The following is a 16,360-nucleotide window of genomic DNA, read 5'->3' as shown; positions in this document are numbered from 1 at the left end:
GGATGAAGCCACGCTGCCGACAGGCAATATCGATTACTACCTGAACAAGCAGGAAGTACAAGAGAAATTATCTCAGCTGTCCCGGTGTAACCAACAGGGCGCAGGCTCTGCGGCCTGCCAGCAAGTGAACCAAACCAATCAGCTGGATCACATTCGGGATGCCGAGCTGCAAGCCGCTTGTCAGGACATGAACAGCCCCGGGTGCCGGGGATGTGAAGGGTTTTGTTGACGCGGAAAGCGGCATTGACTATCTGGTCGCGGGCCTTGGACTGATACCGGTAGCCGGTGATCTGCTGAAGAAAGCCAAAGAAGCGTTCAGCGCCGGTCGGGTCGAAGAAGCCAAAGCATTACTGGGTAAAGCGCAGGAGCACCTCCAGCATGTCGATGCGGATTTTGATGATTTGCCCTCATCGAATCAACTGGCTTTAACGGATAAAGGATCGTCACATCCCCCTGAACTGCCACACTCGGGTAAGCAGGATGGGGATGCTGTTGCGCCTCATGAAAAGCCATCAACACCGGAAGCTGAGAGTACGCTGGCGAAGAATGATGCTCAAGGTAGTGATATTGGGGGTGATGATGGTAGGATGCAGGAAGAAGGGAATCTTACCAAGAATGTTCCGATTATTGACCGTCGTTTGGAATTAAATGAGTTATTTGACTACGATCATATACGAACCGGCATTCAGATAGGTGATAAATCATTAATACCTATCCCCAATACAGGTAATGCAAGAATTTTTTCTGATGCGTCAGATTCAGATGTAATGAATTATTTTTTGGAAATAATAGGGATGTCATCCTTACCACAACCAAGGGTGATACCTAAAAAGGGAAATTTATATACAATTAAGACACCTGAAGGGAATTTTAATTTGAGGGATTTTTCATTCTCTGCTAGTAAAACAGGCCCTGCTTGGACTATTGATATTCCAAAAGCTGCGGCTGGCACATCGTATAACCCTGAAATAAAGTTTTTAAAGGAGTTTCCATGATAGTTAAAAACACAGATAAAATATTCGAAGATGCATTTGGTTTGTGGGTGTCAGGATTATTTAGTGCTATTTCTGGTAATAACCCAGAATTGTCATTTGATGAACAGAAAGAGGTTTTTTTTTCGTTATTGAAGATTTGGATGAATGAAGGAAAGATCTTTTTTTGTAGTCCGGAAGATCCACTAGGAACTCGGTGGGATGCTGAAACTGACGATATTATTTTTTATCTCACAAGTCTATGGCCAGAGTCAGCAAAATCAGAAAATGATCCTGACTTAAATGTGTATTTTTATGAAATTCCTGCGATTGTTTGGATTGGTCCGAATGGAGAAATTATTGGATCATAAGAAAATATGAAAGAGTTGATAAAGTTACAAAAGTAAAAATTAACCTATCATTTCAAGTTCTATCAATAGAAGTTGCAAGGACAGGCACTTCAGTGGCGGCTTTTTGACCGCCCCCCACATGCCTCAAAAACACCTAACCTCAGCCCACAACCTTGACCTCTGGCGGTACGGCGGACATCAACGTCGCCAGAAACACCGACGTCACCGTCGATGAAGACGGCAACGACCTTGGCCATCTGGCCCTGACCACCGGCAGCCTGATTTTCCGCGATCTGAACAACACCGATTACCGTCAGGATATGTTCGGGGGGGGGGGGGGGAAATAGTTATCCGGTTGCAGAAACCGTTGTCATCAAAGACCAGTTTGGTTATGGGGCTGCTGACCGACTGAACGATTCAGAAACGTTGGCGATGAATCAGCAAGTGCAGGTCATTGCATAAAATTTGAATCTGTCAGAGGCACAGGCAGCCACATTGTTAGCAACCCAGGGTCTCGAATCGGCAGTCGCGTCTGGGAAGTTCGAACTTGGTTCATTGAAAAACCTGAAGTTCAACAAGAAGCACGGCATCGGGGAAGCGCATACTCAAAACGGAGCGTTGGGGAATCAAACGCCGGGGCACAATGATGTGCCGGGCAGTACAGATAAGAAAAATCAAGATCTGGCACATCAATCTCAGCATTCTGAAGCGCCGGAGCGTCCTCACTCAAGTAGTCAAGAGGCTACGGAGAAGCAGCAGAAACCATCTGAACCCACATTTGAAGCTGAGCCGGAAAGTGTGCTGGCGAAGCAGGATGTTGATGGTCAGGATGGTGTAGGAGCGCAAACCGATGGTAGGATGCAGGGTGAGGGTGTTGTTGACTATAATCGCAATGCGGAGTTCTTTACTAAAGATCCAATTGAGTGGAACGCAACTCGACTAAAAGGAACTCTGCTGACATACAAAGTGTTCCAACGTAACGATATAGATTGGAATCACGTTCGAACTACGGGGGATAAGCGATTCATTGGAAAAACTAATGGTGAGGCTGCGAAGAATGGATTAGCACCACAGCTGCTAGATGGTAACTTTGCGACACTTCACCATTTCGGTCAAAAGTCACCAGGACCCTTGGTAGAAGCAAGTACTCGATATCATGGTGAAGGAAAACCAGGTCAGGATATTTTGCATAGCCAGTTTGGAAAAAGTAAACCGCACCCATCATTACAACCTGATCGCAAGCAATTTGATGTGGATACTCGTGAATATTGGAAATGGCGTGTGAATGAAGAAGGAAAATAATAATATGGCTGACATTAACACTATTAAGAATCGATACGTTTCTGAATTCGGTGAAGAGCCATGCGAAACACAGGATTTATATGATATCGAGTCGGCACTAGGTGTTAAATTGCCTGATGATTTTAAAAAAATTAGTAGTTTCTATCCGGGTGGTTTGCTCGGTGGTGTAAGTCATCATGCAATTTCTACGAAAGGTGAAGCAACTAATATTGTTCAGGAAACTTTAAGGATTCGTGAGGCTATAGGCTTAGATAGAGAGTATGTGGTTTTAGCTGAACCAGCCGAAAGCATAATCATTATGAAAACCATCGGCGAACCTGCAGTTTTATGGTGCGATGCAGTGGAAGTAAAACACATCAATTCCAAATGTTTTATGAACGAACCTGATACCTGGAATAGTTACAGCGCGTTTTTCGAGTATTTGCTAGATGAGGAAGAGGCCGAATAAATAAGTCAGTTTTTCTAAATAAGTAAGGGAAAAAGTTTAGGATCTAGAATTAAAAGATATCTGAAGATAAAGTGAGACACAGCTTAAAAAATACCTATTGCTAGCTCACAACCTTAACCTCCGGCGGCACGGCGGATATCAACGTCACTGGAAACACCGATATCACCGGTGCGGTGATCGCCACCGTCGATGAAAACGGCAACGACCTCGGCAATCTGGCTCTGACTACCGGCAGCCTGACATTCCGCGATCTGAACAATACCGACTACCGTCAGGACATGTCCGGGGGGCTCACGTCCAGCGTGGGTCTGTCAGGTAGTATCAATTGGACTAAAAACACCACCACTCTGCAGTACAAAAACACCTCGTCTTACAGCAAAGACAAGACGCTCGCGACCCTGGGGCAGGGTGAGATCAGCATTGCAGACGACAGCGATCTCACCGCCCTGAACCGCGACACCCAGAACACCAACCGGGATCTGTTCGACGTCGACCGCCAGCAAGGTAATGTGGATGTCACCCTTGACAGCTGACGGAATATATTTGAGACAACATTTTTAGAGCCGTAAATTACTGTAGATGATGAAGTAGAAAGATATCATTACAAGCGTGATGTCGCTTCGTTTTGGTGAATTTTTATGGCAGTTTGATTAATTTTTCCATCAAACTGTCCTCATTGATTAAATGGTTTTCGAATGAAAATGTTTGAATAGATATACATAAGTGAGAATAATCATGTTTAAAAAATCTCTAGCTGTCGGTATTGTGGCAATACTAGCTGGGTGTTCCAGTTCACCATATCAGTACTATGAAGAGTCGACATCAATTGAAAAGGGGATAACGAAATACCAGCTGAACGATGTAAACCTAAAATTAACTTTAGGTCATGGAGCGATTCCTGGAGACACAACTTTTGCTTCTGAGTCTAAGTTGAAAGAAGAGTTTTATGCTGCATTACTAGAAGAAATGAATAAGCAAGGTGTGTTGTCAAATAATAACGATAAAGATGTAATTCAAGCAAGTATCAGTATTCAGTACCAAAGAAACTTTAACTATGGTGGCAAGGCGTTGAACAAACCTGCTGTATCCCACGAAGTTGTTGTACAACGGAATGGCAAACGATTGGCTAGCTTCCAGGAGTCTGGATACACAACAAAATATGCTTATTTTGAAGATGCCGCAGTATCGCTAGAAATAGCTTCCTTCCAATGGGGAGCAGAAGATGAGCCGAGAGATATTCAGATGATTTCCAAACTAATCATTGAAGAATTGAGTGAGCTTGGGAAGTAATTTTTTGGGGAAGAGGGGCTGAGAAATCCAGCTACTTTATAAAAGTTCAGTAAATATTTCAGATCGATTTTTGAGGTTCTACAAGAGGTGATAGTGAAATTTATACATGATTTGGATATTGGTATGATCTAAACCATTCATCCAACTTGGAACTATTCGGAGGTTGACAATTGACTCAACGGAGATAGAACTGGATAAGCTGTGGAGTGATGAGAGATTCGATGAAGACAATTTATCTGAGATAGAAGGGATTTTAACTAAGAAATCTTCGTATGTTGATTTTTTTGTTCGTAAAATCGACATTAATTCATCACAAATGGATGCTTTATATCTAATCATATAAACTGTCATTCCTTTGGAAATTTGTGTTCTATATGCAATAGAACAAGATGCTTGGGATATTGGGGATTTTTCTGAATATGGTTGGTTTCAAGGTGTTGATACATTTAATTTAATATCTCTGTCTGATTATGAATATTGGCTCTCTAATCAGATTTTCAGAGATGGAAGCAATAAATGAGACTGGTTAATATAAAAGTCTTAGCATATTTAAAGAATATTTAGCGTACGTTCTTGCTGTTAAGGGAATAGAAACTGGTTGAGATGTTTCGGGGGAATGGGAAAATCATGAAATAGTTTATAGGAGCAATCATGGACAATTGGAATACGTAGAGATGATTTTGAGAAGGTAGGCTCAAAACAGATTGATAGGTTTTTATAATCAACCTAATTATGATTTAGTTAGTATTAGAGGGGTTCATGTGTCCGATTAGATGTTCAAGTGAAGAATAAAGTCATTATTGTTCTTTCAGAATCTGAGTTGCGCTATCTTTTGGCTTCAGGTTATGGATTGTTTTTGAATATCCCGAAGAAATCATTATCCAATTATATAAACTTTAATGCTGATGAAATTAATGCGCTTCCCTTAAATGCAAAAAATTTTGGACTAAAATGATAGTTCAGTTTAGTTGGGGTTTTTGTTTTGTAAATGTGTGGATTTTACTTATTAAATATTTTTGATTAAATAAGTTGTTAGTTTTACTTATGATGTTTTCTTGGTTGGAAAGAGATTAAATATAGGAAAGTCATACAGGTAGCATTGAAATTTTAGATGTAAATATGACTATAATTTTTGGTAAAATAATTAATTTGAAAATATTTCAGATTCAGACGAAAGAGATTAAATTTGGTACATCTCTACATGGGAAAATCTGGTAGCCATGGTGGAAAAGGTTCAGAGCAATTTCAAAAAGAACTCAGAGACATGATTGATAATAGTAATTCATTAAATGAATTTAATTCCAGAGTTCAACCTCTTAGAGATCCTTGGAGTATCGATCTTTTGCTTCTGCCGGATTTTCCGAGCTCTGGAGGGTAATGGTATGGAATATGATACTTTGAATAAGTGGTGCAATTTTTGTGAAGGGAATCTGATTTTAGAACCTTCGTATTTTTTAACGATGTTTCATGATGTCATCAGTGATAGAGAGATTGAAGAGATTTTTAAGTATTTTCCTTGTGCTTCTGAGTTGATTGATCGAGTCAGGAACGTTCAGGCTGTGATGCATAATCTTGGATGTTTAGATAATCGTGATCCAGTACAGTGCCTGGAACTAGCGGCCCGAGATTTATCGGAAAGATTAAAAGCATCTCTGTTACTTGGCGATGAGGCGTTAGTTGATGTGGCAAAGAGTGTACCGAAAAGATTTATTTCAGATTATTCAATGGTAAGAGCTGCACAAAGTGATACTTGGAATATTGGCCTTATTGAAAATGCTAATGACTACGTGAATTCAGTTATGATTTCCAGAGAACTGCATTATTATGCGATTTTTGAGGCATTTTATGGGATGACGACTTTATTTCCTATAAAATGGTATCTTTGTGCTCCTTTAACGGGCACAACAATAGATTTTTCTAATTTTTTCAAACTCTGGGAATTACATGGTGACTATGCTCTTACTGGAACGGAACTATTAATATCACAGGACTTCAACTAAGCAGATTCTCAAGTGAGAATGAAGAAATTATACTCATATTTACTTGTAGCACACTTTTCGACAATCTAACAAAGTTAACAGTTATATAAAGAACAAATCACTATTGCAGCATTTTTGCGACTAGATTCTACCCACATTTATTACTAGGTATAAGGATGAGTTCATTTCATTCCGTATTATTCATAAGATGTCGTTAAATACACTAGACATGTGGCAGTATTGGTTATCAAAGTTTACAATGAATGGTGAAGTGATGAGTGAAATTATTGATTCTCTTCTACCTGAAGATTATTTTGTTTTTTTATCTTGTAGTGGGGGAAGATATCCACTACAAGATTGTTTTCGCTTTATGAATCACGCTGAAGGTTCTTCTATTTAGAGATTTTATGGATTGAATCGAAATGATGATTATGATTTGGTGAGAAAAATTAAGATCTATGATAACCGTATTTATTCTGATCTTCAATGATGTACTGTTTGCTGGCATTCGCTATGAATTTTAATAATGGTTAGTTTAACTCTGAATCCGAGTATACAGGTTACTTGGATCATCAGATTCTCAAAGAGTTGTATCCAAATGGATCAAATTATGAACCAGAGATTACGAGGTAACATTTATGCAAGATAAATTTTCTCCATACAATGCCAATCTATTACCAGTTGGATTTGAATATCCGGATAAATATCTGAACATATCAGCGCACAATAATTTACCAAATGGGTTCGTCTGGTGGTTTGAGGATGCTAATACGGAAGGGAGTAAACTGGCTTGGGAGTTACGATCGGCGTATAAAGACTGGTTCAATATCGGTGATCGTAACTTGATTCCATTTGCGCAATTTAATGATGATGTAGCTTTTTTTGATGGGAACGATACGACAGGAAACCCCCGGGTTATCGTTATCGACTTAGGTAATAAAAAACGGTCATATGAACTTCTCGATTTTGATGTTTGGTTGTGTGAAGCTCTTAAAGAATCAAAGTCTAAGAAAAAATAAACTTAGGTTAAATGTTGCTTGTCAACCAGACGCAATTTTAGATGTATAAAATTCAAAGACCTGTTCATAAATAAGTCGTGCCTTCAAATTTAAGTCGATGGGCTCATCATATCGATGAGCAACCTTTGCTGTTGTCTCGACATCAGTAGAAAGGTGAATACGTCCAGCGCAGGCGTGAAAGGAGGGGAATTGATTCGACAACAACAGTAGCAGCCAGCAATACAAAAACACCGTGTCTTACAGCAAAGACAAGACGCTCACAATGCTGGGGTTGAGCGAGATCTGCATTGCGGATGACTGTGGCATTATCACCCTGAACCGTGACACGAGTAGCAGAACCATCGGCGTCGATTGCCAGAAAGACAACGTAGGTGTCATCATCATCGGGTTGTGATCTCCAAAGACATGAATTTAGATAATGTTTTGGCTTTCACGGATAGTCGAGTTAGGGATAAACTAGTTGTGACAATAGCTGATTTAACAAACGTGCATGATTACTCATAAATACAAGCAATTGGTATATGGGCAAAATAGCATGGATATGAAGGCATATTGCCACCGTCAGCTCGAAATCCTGAAGGTTCAAATTTAGTGGTACTAAAGAATGAATAAACTCCCTGAAGATTTAAAAGTTCTTTACAATGCTTATCTAGGTGAAAATGCATGGAATGTATTTGTAAGTGGCCTGCGTTCAGCATGTGTCAACCCGAATGACCTATTAGATCTTACTATCCCAGAAGATATAGCAAAAGTTATTCTTTCTAAGGTTGGGCCAATAGAACATACTAGACGTTGGCTTGTTTTGCCTGTACCCGCTCTGTCAAATTATAATCCCTTGGATATTTTAAAAAATTATGAGGAAGGTGAAATCATACTTCGTTCGGTTTTAATGAGAATGCCCTAATCAAGCACCCAAGGGCGTGCTCTTAGCGGCGCTCATCTGACCGCCATCCCCCTAAAACCTTACAAACTTCTAACCTTAGCCCACGGCTTTAACTTCTGGCGGTACGGTAGATATCAAAGTCGTCGGGAACACCGGTGGTCAATATTGGTGAAGATGGCCGCCGACGCATTTAAAGTTGGCAAAGTAGCGGAAGCGCAGAAACTACTGAGTAAAGCGCATGAGCACCTCCATTATGTGGATGCGTGCTTTGACGATTTGCCATCACAAAGTCAACTGGCTTTAACGGATAAAGTATCTTCAGAATCCCTTGAGCTACCACATTCGGGGAAGACAGATGGGGATACAGTTGCGCCGCATGTGAAGCCATCAACGTCGAAAGTTGAGAGTACGCTGCCGAAGAAGGAAGGTCCGGGTAGTGATGCAGGAAGTGATGATGGTAGGATGCCGGGTGAGGGTGTTGTTTCAAAGAGTGCAGCTAACTTTGCTGATAAATCTAAGCAAGCAGGACACTTTGAAATGCATGGAGCTGAATTTGGTGCTAATTCTGCTGATGAATATTTGTCGATTGCCCAAGATATAAAGAAGCATTGCACAAAAGTTCAGTATCCCTATAAGGCGGAAACTAGAACAGGCGATGTTCAGCTAATGGGTAATAATAGAAAGGGGAAATTACAACCCTTCATACTAAGAGCGAAAATGATTTCTGGAAAACATTAAACAGCAATCCTGCTGAAAAACGATCTATCTGGCCGCGTGATGAATAAATATAATGCTTTAGTTAAAACGATAGATGATGCTGTTGAAGAGGAAGTTACATTAAGTTTAAACGGCTTTGAGATAACTTGTTTTATAGGTATTTGTCCTTACCAATTACAAGAAGGAAAAGAGTATCCAGTTTCATTTGAGTTAATGATATTTGATGACTATCTTGTTGAAGAATCACATGAGATAAGATCGAGCTTAGAGAGAATTGATAATAGCTTTTCATATTGGATTACAGGAAAACTTGAAGGAGGAACTATATGTTCCCTGATTTCATTTGAAGATGAAGTTTTACTTTCAGACTTTTTCTATTTGGATGGTGAATTTATTCGATTAAAGGCAAATCGAATAGATGTTGAATTTTTAACTGAATAATAAATGAGGTGTTTATAGTTCTACGTTTGCATAGATGACAGAACCACATATTGATTAACCCTATCCGGGATGTGGATGCTCAACTGGGCCGACCCAATCAACCCAGGCCAGATAGTCTTCGGGTTGAGTACAGTATTAATGGCGAAATTAAGGTCAAAAACTTTAGAAATGTGTCAGGTGGAAAACGTGGATAATATCGTTGAAGAACAAAGGCAGCTTATCGGCCAGTTGTTTAAAATCGTGAAGGAAAGCTGTCCAAAGGATTTTACTTCGGCTAAATGCCGCTTCGAATTCGATCATGGTTATGTGGATGGCAGTGAGAGCGTCGGAGAAACTTTCTATTATACAAGAAATGGCGAGAGTGTTTCGGCTGCTTTGAAGCATTCGTTAGCATTTTCGGTTATAGATTTAGTCCCCCAGCTTCATGCAAAGATGAAAGCGCATACTGGGGGAGATTGGAATGCATTTACTTTGTTTATCAACGAAGATGGCGCAGTGACAACTAAATTCGAGTATCCTGACTAATAACCCACTTATAAAAAGTTTACAAGAACTAGATTACACGGGCAGGCAATTTCGTGGCGGTCATCTGACCGCTAAACCTCTCACACATTCCTCAAATATTTAAACCCTGCTTACGACTTTTACATCAATATTATCGGCGCATTGGTCGCCACTAGCGACGAAAATGGCAACGATTTCGGCAATCTGGCCCTGACTACTGGTAGCCTGACTTTTTAGCGTTTTGAACAACACCGACACCGTCAGGAGATGTCTGGTGATCTGACGTTCAGCGTGGGTCTGTCAGGTAACATCGATTGGACTATAAACACCACCACTCTTCAGTACAAAAACACCTCGTCTTACAGCAAAGACAAGACGCTCGCAACGCTGGGACAAGGTGAGATCAGCATTGTAGACGACAGCGACCTCACCGCCTGAACCGCGACTCCAGTAGCACCAGCTAGGAACTGTTCGACGTCGATCGTCAGCAAGGCAACGTTGATATCCCCCTCAACCATTGGCTGCTGACGAAAGATAGGGGTTAAGAGATTAGGATGGGGTGAAGCGGAATGGCATCTTTGTTGATGCTGTCGTGGATACAGCGCAGAAAGAAAGTTTTGGCCTGCTGGGTGATGCAGCTATTGGTATTGAGAATTTCTTTGCACATCAGGATAACAAACAAAAATTCTTCACGGCTACCAAGCAATTGGTAACGGATCCGCAGAATGAAGCCTTGCCAGTTGTGCTTAAAACCTTGATGGTGAAAAATGAAATGGCGGCTATGCCAACTGTACGTTTTATATCGACGATCGCGAACTTACCTTCCTTGAAGATGTGGTGAACACTTTTGGTCATGAAACCCAGCACCACATTGATACTCAACGCAGTCATCCGGGGGAAGGTGAAACCTAAGATGACAACCGCGAGCAATATGCTGAGGTGAGTGTAGAAACGACCCAAGAATTACCTGAGCTTCAACTACGGCAATGTAGAGAAGGTCGAGTTTGGTTGGCTGGAAGACCAAAACGGCACCCTGGGTAGTGAGCTGATTGCACAAAATTAGAGCCGTTTTGAGCACGACAGGCAAAGCGTCACAATGGATTTCCGTTTGTCGAATGACAAGGAGCAATATGTTCGGCAGGAGAACTGTTATCCGATTGCTGAGACAGTGGTTTTGAAAGACATAGTTGGTTATGGCGGTATGACTGACTCAATGATTCAGAAAAGCTGGCGAGGAAGCAATACGCTAAAGATTTGAATCTCTCTGAAGAGCAGGCAACTGCATTCTTCGCTGTGATTTGCCTCTGGGCGGCAGCCGCATCTGGAAAGTTCGAACTTGGTTCTTTGAAAACCCTGAAGTTCACCAAGAAGCTCGGCATCGGGGAATCTTCTGTTCAAAACGGAGCGTTGGGGAATCAAACACTGGGGCACTGATGTGCCGTGCGGCGCAGATAAAAAATCATGATCTGGCACATGAGCTACAGCATTCTGAAACACCGGAGAGTCCTCACTCAAGCAGTCAGGAAGGTGAGGTTGCTGAGAAGCTGTATAAGTCTTCTGAACCAACATCTGAATCTGAGCCAGAAAGTGTGTTGGCGAAGCAAGATGTTGATGGTCAGGATGGTGATAATGGGGGTGATGATGGTAGGCTGTTGGAAGAAGCAGTTGGAGATGCTAAATGCTTGAGTAATTCTCTGATAGTAGAGGAAGTGGTTAGTGGACATGCCTACCAAAAGCATCTTGTTGAAAGGAATGAGTTTGACAATTTGGATATAACAACAAAGAAATAACATCAAGAATTTGTTGTGCATATTGTTTCTAATCCAAGTACACAAGTTCGTTATGCTTTAAATGGTAAAGTTTTTTCTTGGATAATTTGGCTAAAACTGTTGTGATCAAAAACCCTACTAGTGAAGTAATAACATTTCGGCCAGATGATGGTCCAGATGGAATAGATTGGGATAAGTTTTTGGAGCGATAGGTCCCAAGTGGTTTAAATAGTTATAAAAGTTTACCTGGTTATGATTCAGCCCCTAATGGGAGGTATTAATGCGTTCGATTAAATTGCCAAGTGAAGAAAAAAAAGTCATGGTTGAGTTTTCAGAATCTGAGTTACGCTATCTTTTAGCTTCAGGCTATGGTCTGCTAATGAATGTTCCAATTGAATCATTATCTACTTATACAAATTTTAATGCATCTGAAATTGATGAGTTCACAAATAAAATCAAGAAAATTATGGATGAAAATGATATTTCAGTTTAGTTGGAATTCAGAATATAAGGATATATAGGATTTTCCAGAACAGACATTTGAAGAACAAGTAGTAAACGTCGTTAGAGTTTCTGTCATATTTTTACCCTCCCCAGAGCTTTCGGAGGAATAGGGGAAATAGATGGTTTCGATGACAATTACTTAATTGATGACGTTATTCAACCGATAAAAGTTAAAAAACTCCAACAGATAAGTAGATGACTGAAGATCAACAAATATATCAAGAAATTGGGAAGGCACTGTGGTCAATTATGCCTGGAAGTAAAAAGGAAATGTATTTGTCTGGTAAGATTTACCCTGATACTTATGAGTTATGCCCTGAGTGGATAGAGGAAGATTTAACTGTTGGGCGTTTCGATTTTGATAACTATCCATATGAAGTATGTGAATGTATTTATGAGTTAGCTTGCAAGTTACAAAAATTACCACTATTTGAAAAAGAATCGTGGAACCATTTTAAAGTGACTTTAACTGAACCTGGAAAGATAAAAGTGAATTTTTGTTATGTTCCTCAAGATGATTCTTGGCCGGGTTTATTAATGAAACGGGTTAGTGAATTAACTTTAGAAGAAGCCAAGAAGTACTATATTCCTGAAGAGGATTGGAGAAAGTGTGTTGAAAAGTATAATCAAGACTAAGACCATTTATGGTAAACCTAGTCTGACATTGATTTAGCTGATTTATTGCTCCTCACGGCGTTCACCAGACCGCCAATCTCTATCAAAAGCACTTGAGCTCAGCTCACTTTCTTCTTCTCCAGCAGTAGGGGGGATGTTTGGGTTGTTGGTAATACCGAGACTCCCAGCGAACTGCGGGTGAACTCTGATGAATATATTGAGAATCTTCAAAGCCGGTATTTTACCTTCAATCGCTTACCTTGAGTAACTCTTCAATATACAAATTTTCAAAATCATCGACTTCACTCAGTTTAATTCGTTTCGCAAGAGAAAAATTTTTCCAGGTTTCTTTAAAAACTTCGTTTTCAGCTTCCACATGGCTATTCAGGTTTTCCTTCACCAACATTTTTCTTGTCATAAAATTCACACTGACAACTCGTTCAACGACTGGTCCACGATTTTCACTCTTATCGAAACCAATCAGCTCAAAATCAGCGTTTTTAAAGCGAAATGTGTACGTCCAATGACCATATCTACCATGCATATAATGAAAATATAGATTGCCTTTGCTGATATTGATATTCAGTTCTGGAGGGAAATAAACACCGCCGTCTTCATTTTCAGAAGAAAAACAATCCAGATTTTCCAACATCACCTCGTATCGTTCATTTTTTTATTGGCAATAATAATACCACGTCGGTTCCGATCTAATTCACCACGGTATTCATGATGAATAATCTTATGGCTATCTGTCCCTTTTATGATTAAAACAAATTCATCTTGATTATCTTTATTCAAATCCCCTTGAACTTGGTTCACCACAACATAACCAATGGGGACTAAATCGGTAAGAGTTTTCGCATTTTTCAATGTTTCATTCGCAAAGCGTTTGAAATAAATAATATATAAAAGAAAAGTAAAAATTTTTTCATTTTAGATCTCAAATCTGCTTTGGATAAAAGGAACCAAGCAAATAACATAGAATCTTCATCATCAAACTTCGCGTGCATTGCTCTGTTTGATGAGGTCAATTCGGTTGACCACCATGTCTGCATCTGTTGATGGTTTAGATTTGCCAGTCACTGTTTCAGTATCTATGGAGGGGAGCATCAAGGCAAAATATTGATCTATAAAACAATGATGCGTTCCAAAATTCTTTTAGCTTTGATAAACATGCTCATTGCCATCATCAGGATGAAAGGCTGAAGAACCTTTTATGACTAGTATCGCGTATTGGATAAATTAGGACATATAACGGAGTTTCTGGTTCACTTCCCCATGCAATGACGGGGAAGCAAACGCGATGAATGAGTGAAATAAAAGTAATTATATTTTGAAGTAGTCTTTATTTTTTACCAGGATAAGGAGCCTTAATGATTGTCCAGCTAGATTCCAGACCATCATTGTTGTATGTAGACAGAGAGATACTGTTGCCATTTTGAACCGCGGCAAGTATGCGATCTTCACTATACGATCCATAATTGAAGTTACTTTCAGAATTTTTCATAAGAGCTTCATAACGGTCTTTTTGAGTTATAGCAAGTTGATTACCTTTGAGTGGGCCACTGAGCACTTGTCCACTTCTTTGTTTAGCGAAATTGCTACATCCTTTATTGTCAGTTGGTTTAAAGAAACTCCAGCTCAATCGACCATTTCCAGTAACAGATGGACCTTCAACAAACCAGCTGCATTGCTCTGTATCTAAATAGTGCCCAGCAACGAGTTGATTCGCGCTGGCAAATGCAACTGACTTGATTGAGCTCATATTTTTAAAGATTAGATTACCTTTACTATCCGCTGAAAACTCTGCACTCATATCAAAGAAATGAGTTTCACCAGTATCTTTGTTTGTTACAGGGACACGGAGCATTGTGATTTGATTCCCCGCACCTTGGATGTGTGCCCCTTGGAACGCAATATCTAAGTTGGTGTTGTCTACGTCTGCTGCGATAGTAATAGCTGAAAATAGAGCAGCAGAAGTTGCGAGTAGTGTTTTCTTAAACATGGATATAGACCTTAATCAAATTTAAATTTATTTAGATTTCAAGAGAAATAGTCTGGTTAGGTGTTATCTTGTTGATGTTTATCATGCCTGTTACAAAGTTGCAGGTTTAACCCTGTAATCAAATGCTTGCTCAAAGGTATCGATGTGTGATTGCTTTCGATCATCGATTTCATCAGATCGCCGGTAAACAGACAGTGACTTTTTTGAATGCAAGTCTAACCACGACAGTACCTTTGATTACTGATATACCGTTGGCACATTGAAAGCAGTCATTGAACATGATGGCAGTTTTTCGTTTTATTGTTCTATGGAGTAAGGCGTGTCCTGTTCATGCAAAACTGCCGAGGCTTTATTATTCGATTCAACACTCAGTATTTCTGGTTTGTATTGACTATTCGCAATATCTCCAGTGAACTGACTCTTGTTATATTGAGCTGTAATATTAACTAGCTCTAATTGTTTCTGGTCATATGCGTAGAAAAGTGCCAAGTCTAACTTGTCCGCATTTTCGTACACTTCACGAGCCTGTTCTAGTGGAATATTTAGCACTAAGTCTCGTTGATAGTTTTGATTTGAAGCTTTGAATAGCACGTGCAGCTGCTGTTTTTCTGCGTCGTAGCTTTTCGCTGTGACAATCGGTTTGCCCATCACATCTCGGAATGCGCTCGCAAAAATTTGAGTTTTGTTATCTTCCAGGCTGCTTTTGTGTTGCTCGATTTGATGTTGCATTGCTCGAATTGCCTGATTTCGAGCTTCAACTTGCTGGCGATATTTTTGCTGTGTTGCAGCGATGGCCTGCTGGTGTTCCTGATGGATGAGCTCGATTCTAGCTTCAAATTGCTGTTGGGTTTCGAACTGATCTTTTATCACGTTTGGTGCTTCAGGTAATTCTGGTTCAGGAATGGGAGCAGGGATATCTGTACTACTTAAGCTGGTAAACTGTTTTTCATACAGAGACGCTACAGTACGAATCAAAGCAATTGGATCTTCGCTCTGAATACAGCTAATAGCTTGTTTCATAAAGTGTTGCTTGGTGTTGTTGTCAGCACCGAGTAAAGCTTTCAGAGAAGTGTTGGAGGTATCAGTACCTTCGCGAGTAACCAGAGAACCGTTGATACTTATAGGTGCATCAACTTTTAATTCACCGCCAAGTAACCAAACGTTTGGGTATTCTGAGCAAACTGTTCCATGCAGAGTATTTGAAAACTCAAATTGATTGCTTGGCGTTGCAAAGGCAACAGTTGGAAACAAAGCCAACAAGATACCACTGACAACACGATTTCGCGTCATAGTATTGAAGTCCCGTATAAAATTAATATTAATCCAGGTGCATAATCTATCTGTTCGTTATGTTTCTTACAAGTGTAATCTTTGGTAATGAGAATGGTGGCAGGTCATAAATTTAAATTTTTAAAATATGTCTTGGTAAGCGCTTATTTTGTATGTCTGAACCATTCAGCTTGATTTGTCGACGAGTTTTTTGAACATGCAGTTTGCTGGCTGCCAGTCCGGCGAACAAATTGATGACTTGTATAGAATAACCAGCATAGAAATTCGTCAGTA

The 16,360-nt window shown here is 40.0% G+C and carries 23 protein-coding genes; 19 read left to right on the top strand and 4 right to left on the bottom strand.

Going from position 1 to position 16,360, the window contains the following annotated elements:
- The 19 genes from SPK40_RS17150 to SPK40_RS17060 form a co-directional block, all read left to right on the top strand.
- A partial coding sequence (locus SPK40_RS17150) for a DUF6862 domain-containing protein (protein WP_330961323.1) occupies nucleotides 1-229 on the top strand: 229 nt, incomplete at its 5' end.
- On the top strand, nucleotides 213-995 hold the full coding sequence (locus tag SPK40_RS17145; protein WP_330961322.1) for a hypothetical protein: 783 nt from the start codon (nucleotides 213-215) through the stop codon (nucleotides 993-995). The genes SPK40_RS17150 and SPK40_RS17145, both read left to right, overlap by 17 nt.
- Nucleotides 992-1,342, top strand: coding sequence for a hypothetical protein (locus SPK40_RS17140; protein ID WP_330961321.1), 351 nt, complete (start codon nucleotides 992-994; stop codon nucleotides 1,340-1,342). The genes SPK40_RS17145 and SPK40_RS17140 overlap by 4 nt, the downstream gene beginning before the upstream one ends.
- A gap of 152 nt (nucleotides 1,343-1,494) precedes the next feature.
- Entirely contained in the window at nucleotides 1,495-1,668 is a 174-nt protein-coding gene (locus SPK40_RS17135) for a hypothetical protein (RefSeq protein WP_330961320.1), read from the top strand.
- A gap of 148 nt (nucleotides 1,669-1,816) precedes the next feature.
- The gene (locus tag SPK40_RS17130; RefSeq protein ID WP_330961319.1) at nucleotides 1,817-2,623 is read left to right on the top strand and encodes an HNH/ENDO VII family nuclease; all 807 of its coding nucleotides are present in this window, start codon (nucleotides 1,817-1,819) and stop codon (nucleotides 2,621-2,623) included.
- A gap of 4 nt (nucleotides 2,624-2,627) precedes the next feature.
- Nucleotides 2,628-3,071, top strand: coding sequence for an SMI1/KNR4 family protein (locus SPK40_RS17125; RefSeq protein WP_330961318.1), 444 nt, complete (start codon nucleotides 2,628-2,630; stop codon nucleotides 3,069-3,071).
- Between the two features lie 173 nt (nucleotides 3,072-3,244).
- Nucleotides 3,245-3,604 carry a hypothetical protein gene (locus tag SPK40_RS17120; RefSeq protein WP_330961317.1) on the top strand — a complete coding sequence of 120 codons (360 nt, stop codon included), beginning with the start codon at nucleotides 3,245-3,247 and terminating at the stop codon, nucleotides 3,602-3,604.
- 202 nt (nucleotides 3,605-3,806) lie between these two features.
- Nucleotides 3,807-4,361 carry a hypothetical protein gene (locus SPK40_RS17115; protein ID WP_330961316.1) on the top strand — a complete coding sequence of 185 codons (555 nt, stop codon included), beginning with the start codon at nucleotides 3,807-3,809 and terminating at the stop codon, nucleotides 4,359-4,361.
- 1,382 nt (nucleotides 4,362-5,743) lie between these two features.
- Nucleotides 5,744-6,361 (top strand): hypothetical protein, encoded by a 618-nt coding sequence (locus SPK40_RS17110; protein ID WP_330961315.1) that lies wholly within the window; start codon nucleotides 5,744-5,746, stop codon nucleotides 6,359-6,361.
- A 617-nt stretch (nucleotides 6,362-6,978) separates the two neighbouring features.
- A complete protein-coding gene (locus SPK40_RS17105; RefSeq protein WP_330961314.1) occupies nucleotides 6,979-7,359 on the top strand; it encodes a hypothetical protein in 381 nt (126 codons plus the stop codon).
- 232 nt (nucleotides 7,360-7,591) lie between these two features.
- Nucleotides 7,592-7,753 carry a hypothetical protein gene (locus SPK40_RS17100; protein WP_330961313.1) on the top strand — a complete coding sequence of 54 codons (162 nt, stop codon included), beginning with the start codon at nucleotides 7,592-7,594 and terminating at the stop codon, nucleotides 7,751-7,753.
- A 210-nt stretch (nucleotides 7,754-7,963) separates the two neighbouring features.
- Nucleotides 7,964-8,263 carry a hypothetical protein gene (locus SPK40_RS17095; protein ID WP_330961312.1) on the top strand — a complete coding sequence of 100 codons (300 nt, stop codon included), beginning with the start codon at nucleotides 7,964-7,966 and terminating at the stop codon, nucleotides 8,261-8,263.
- Between the two features lie 153 nt (nucleotides 8,264-8,416).
- A complete protein-coding gene (locus SPK40_RS17090; protein ID WP_330961311.1) occupies nucleotides 8,417-8,980 on the top strand; it encodes a hypothetical protein in 564 nt (187 codons plus the stop codon).
- A gap of 39 nt (nucleotides 8,981-9,019) precedes the next feature.
- Complete coding sequence (locus SPK40_RS17085) at nucleotides 9,020-9,400, top strand: hypothetical protein (protein WP_330961310.1); 381 nt, start codon at nucleotides 9,020-9,022, stop codon at nucleotides 9,398-9,400.
- Between the two features lie 186 nt (nucleotides 9,401-9,586).
- Complete coding sequence (locus SPK40_RS17080) at nucleotides 9,587-9,925, top strand: hypothetical protein (protein ID WP_330961309.1); 339 nt, start codon at nucleotides 9,587-9,589, stop codon at nucleotides 9,923-9,925.
- A 571-nt stretch (nucleotides 9,926-10,496) separates the two neighbouring features.
- Entirely contained in the window at nucleotides 10,497-10,745 is a 249-nt protein-coding gene (locus tag SPK40_RS17075; RefSeq protein WP_330961308.1) for a hypothetical protein, read from the top strand.
- Nucleotides 10,746-11,337: 592 nt separating this feature from the next.
- Nucleotides 11,338-11,694 carry a hypothetical protein gene (locus SPK40_RS17070; RefSeq protein WP_330961307.1) on the top strand — a complete coding sequence of 119 codons (357 nt, stop codon included), beginning with the start codon at nucleotides 11,338-11,340 and terminating at the stop codon, nucleotides 11,692-11,694.
- A gap of 259 nt (nucleotides 11,695-11,953) precedes the next feature.
- The gene (locus SPK40_RS17065; protein ID WP_330961306.1) at nucleotides 11,954-12,166 is read left to right on the top strand and encodes a hypothetical protein; all 213 of its coding nucleotides are present in this window, start codon (nucleotides 11,954-11,956) and stop codon (nucleotides 12,164-12,166) included.
- Between the two features lie 206 nt (nucleotides 12,167-12,372).
- Nucleotides 12,373-12,813, top strand: coding sequence for a hypothetical protein (locus tag SPK40_RS17060; RefSeq protein WP_330961305.1), 441 nt, complete (start codon nucleotides 12,373-12,375; stop codon nucleotides 12,811-12,813).
- A gap of 226 nt (nucleotides 12,814-13,039) precedes the next feature.
- On the opposite strand, the gene SPK40_RS17055 is transcribed toward SPK40_RS17060, so the two are convergent.
- The 4 genes from SPK40_RS17055 to SPK40_RS17040 form a co-directional block, all read right to left on the bottom strand.
- Nucleotides 13,040-13,447 (bottom strand): hypothetical protein, encoded by a 408-nt coding sequence (locus tag SPK40_RS17055; RefSeq protein ID WP_330961304.1) that lies wholly within the window; start codon nucleotides 13,445-13,447, stop codon nucleotides 13,040-13,042.
- The gene (locus SPK40_RS17050; RefSeq protein ID WP_330961303.1) at nucleotides 13,444-13,662 is read right to left on the bottom strand and encodes a hypothetical protein; all 219 of its coding nucleotides are present in this window, start codon (nucleotides 13,660-13,662) and stop codon (nucleotides 13,444-13,446) included. The genes SPK40_RS17055 and SPK40_RS17050 overlap by 4 nt, the downstream gene beginning before the upstream one ends.
- A gap of 475 nt (nucleotides 13,663-14,137) precedes the next feature.
- Complete coding sequence (locus tag SPK40_RS17045) at nucleotides 14,138-14,797, bottom strand: hypothetical protein (RefSeq protein ID WP_330961302.1); 660 nt, start codon at nucleotides 14,795-14,797, stop codon at nucleotides 14,138-14,140.
- A 297-nt stretch (nucleotides 14,798-15,094) separates the two neighbouring features.
- Complete coding sequence (locus SPK40_RS17040; RefSeq protein WP_330961301.1) at nucleotides 15,095-16,087, bottom strand: hypothetical protein; 993 nt, start codon at nucleotides 16,085-16,087, stop codon at nucleotides 15,095-15,097.
- Between the last annotated feature and the right edge of the window lie 273 nt (nucleotides 16,088-16,360).

The sequence above is a fragment of the Photobacterium sp. 53610 genome (genome assembly GCF_036409375.1).
Lineage (GTDB): Bacteria > Pseudomonadota > Gammaproteobacteria > Enterobacterales > Vibrionaceae > Photobacterium.
Note: the sequence above shows the minus strand (reverse complement) of the source record. Positions and strands in the feature narration are given on the sequence as shown.

Bases quoted from the DNA above. Each gene is read 5' to 3' on its own strand.
- SPK40_RS17140 (WP_330961321.1), top strand. From the start codon at position 992: ATGATAGTTAAAAACACAGATAAAATATTCGAAGATGCATTTGGTTTG.
- SPK40_RS17125 (WP_330961318.1), top strand. From the start codon at position 2,628: ATGGCTGACATTAACACTATTAAGAATCGATACGTTTCTGAATTCGGT.
- SPK40_RS17115 (WP_330961316.1), top strand. From the start codon at position 3,807: ATGTTTAAAAAATCTCTAGCTGTCGGTATTGTGGCAATACTAGCTGGG.
- SPK40_RS17110 (WP_330961315.1), top strand. From the start codon at position 5,744: ATGGAATATGATACTTTGAATAAGTGGTGCAATTTTTGTGAAGGGAAT.
- SPK40_RS17105 (WP_330961314.1), top strand. From the start codon at position 6,979: ATGCAAGATAAATTTTCTCCATACAATGCCAATCTATTACCAGTTGGA.
- SPK40_RS17095 (WP_330961312.1), top strand. From the start codon at position 7,964: ATGAATAAACTCCCTGAAGATTTAAAAGTTCTTTACAATGCTTATCTA.
- SPK40_RS17090 (WP_330961311.1), top strand. From the start codon at position 8,417: ATGGCCGCCGACGCATTTAAAGTTGGCAAAGTAGCGGAAGCGCAGAAA.
- SPK40_RS17085 (WP_330961310.1), top strand. From the start codon at position 9,020: ATGAATAAATATAATGCTTTAGTTAAAACGATAGATGATGCTGTTGAA.
- SPK40_RS17070 (WP_330961307.1), top strand. From the start codon at position 11,338: ATGTGCCGTGCGGCGCAGATAAAAAATCATGATCTGGCACATGAGCTA.
- SPK40_RS17065 (WP_330961306.1), top strand. From the start codon at position 11,954: ATGCGTTCGATTAAATTGCCAAGTGAAGAAAAAAAAGTCATGGTTGAG.
- SPK40_RS17060 (WP_330961305.1), top strand. From the start codon at position 12,373: ATGACTGAAGATCAACAAATATATCAAGAAATTGGGAAGGCACTGTGG.
- SPK40_RS17045 (WP_330961302.1), bottom strand. From the start codon at position 14,797: ATGTTTAAGAAAACACTACTCGCAACTTCTGCTGCTCTATTTTCAGCT.
- SPK40_RS17040 (WP_330961301.1), bottom strand. From the start codon at position 16,087: ATGACGCGAAATCGTGTTGTCAGTGGTATCTTGTTGGCTTTGTTTCCA.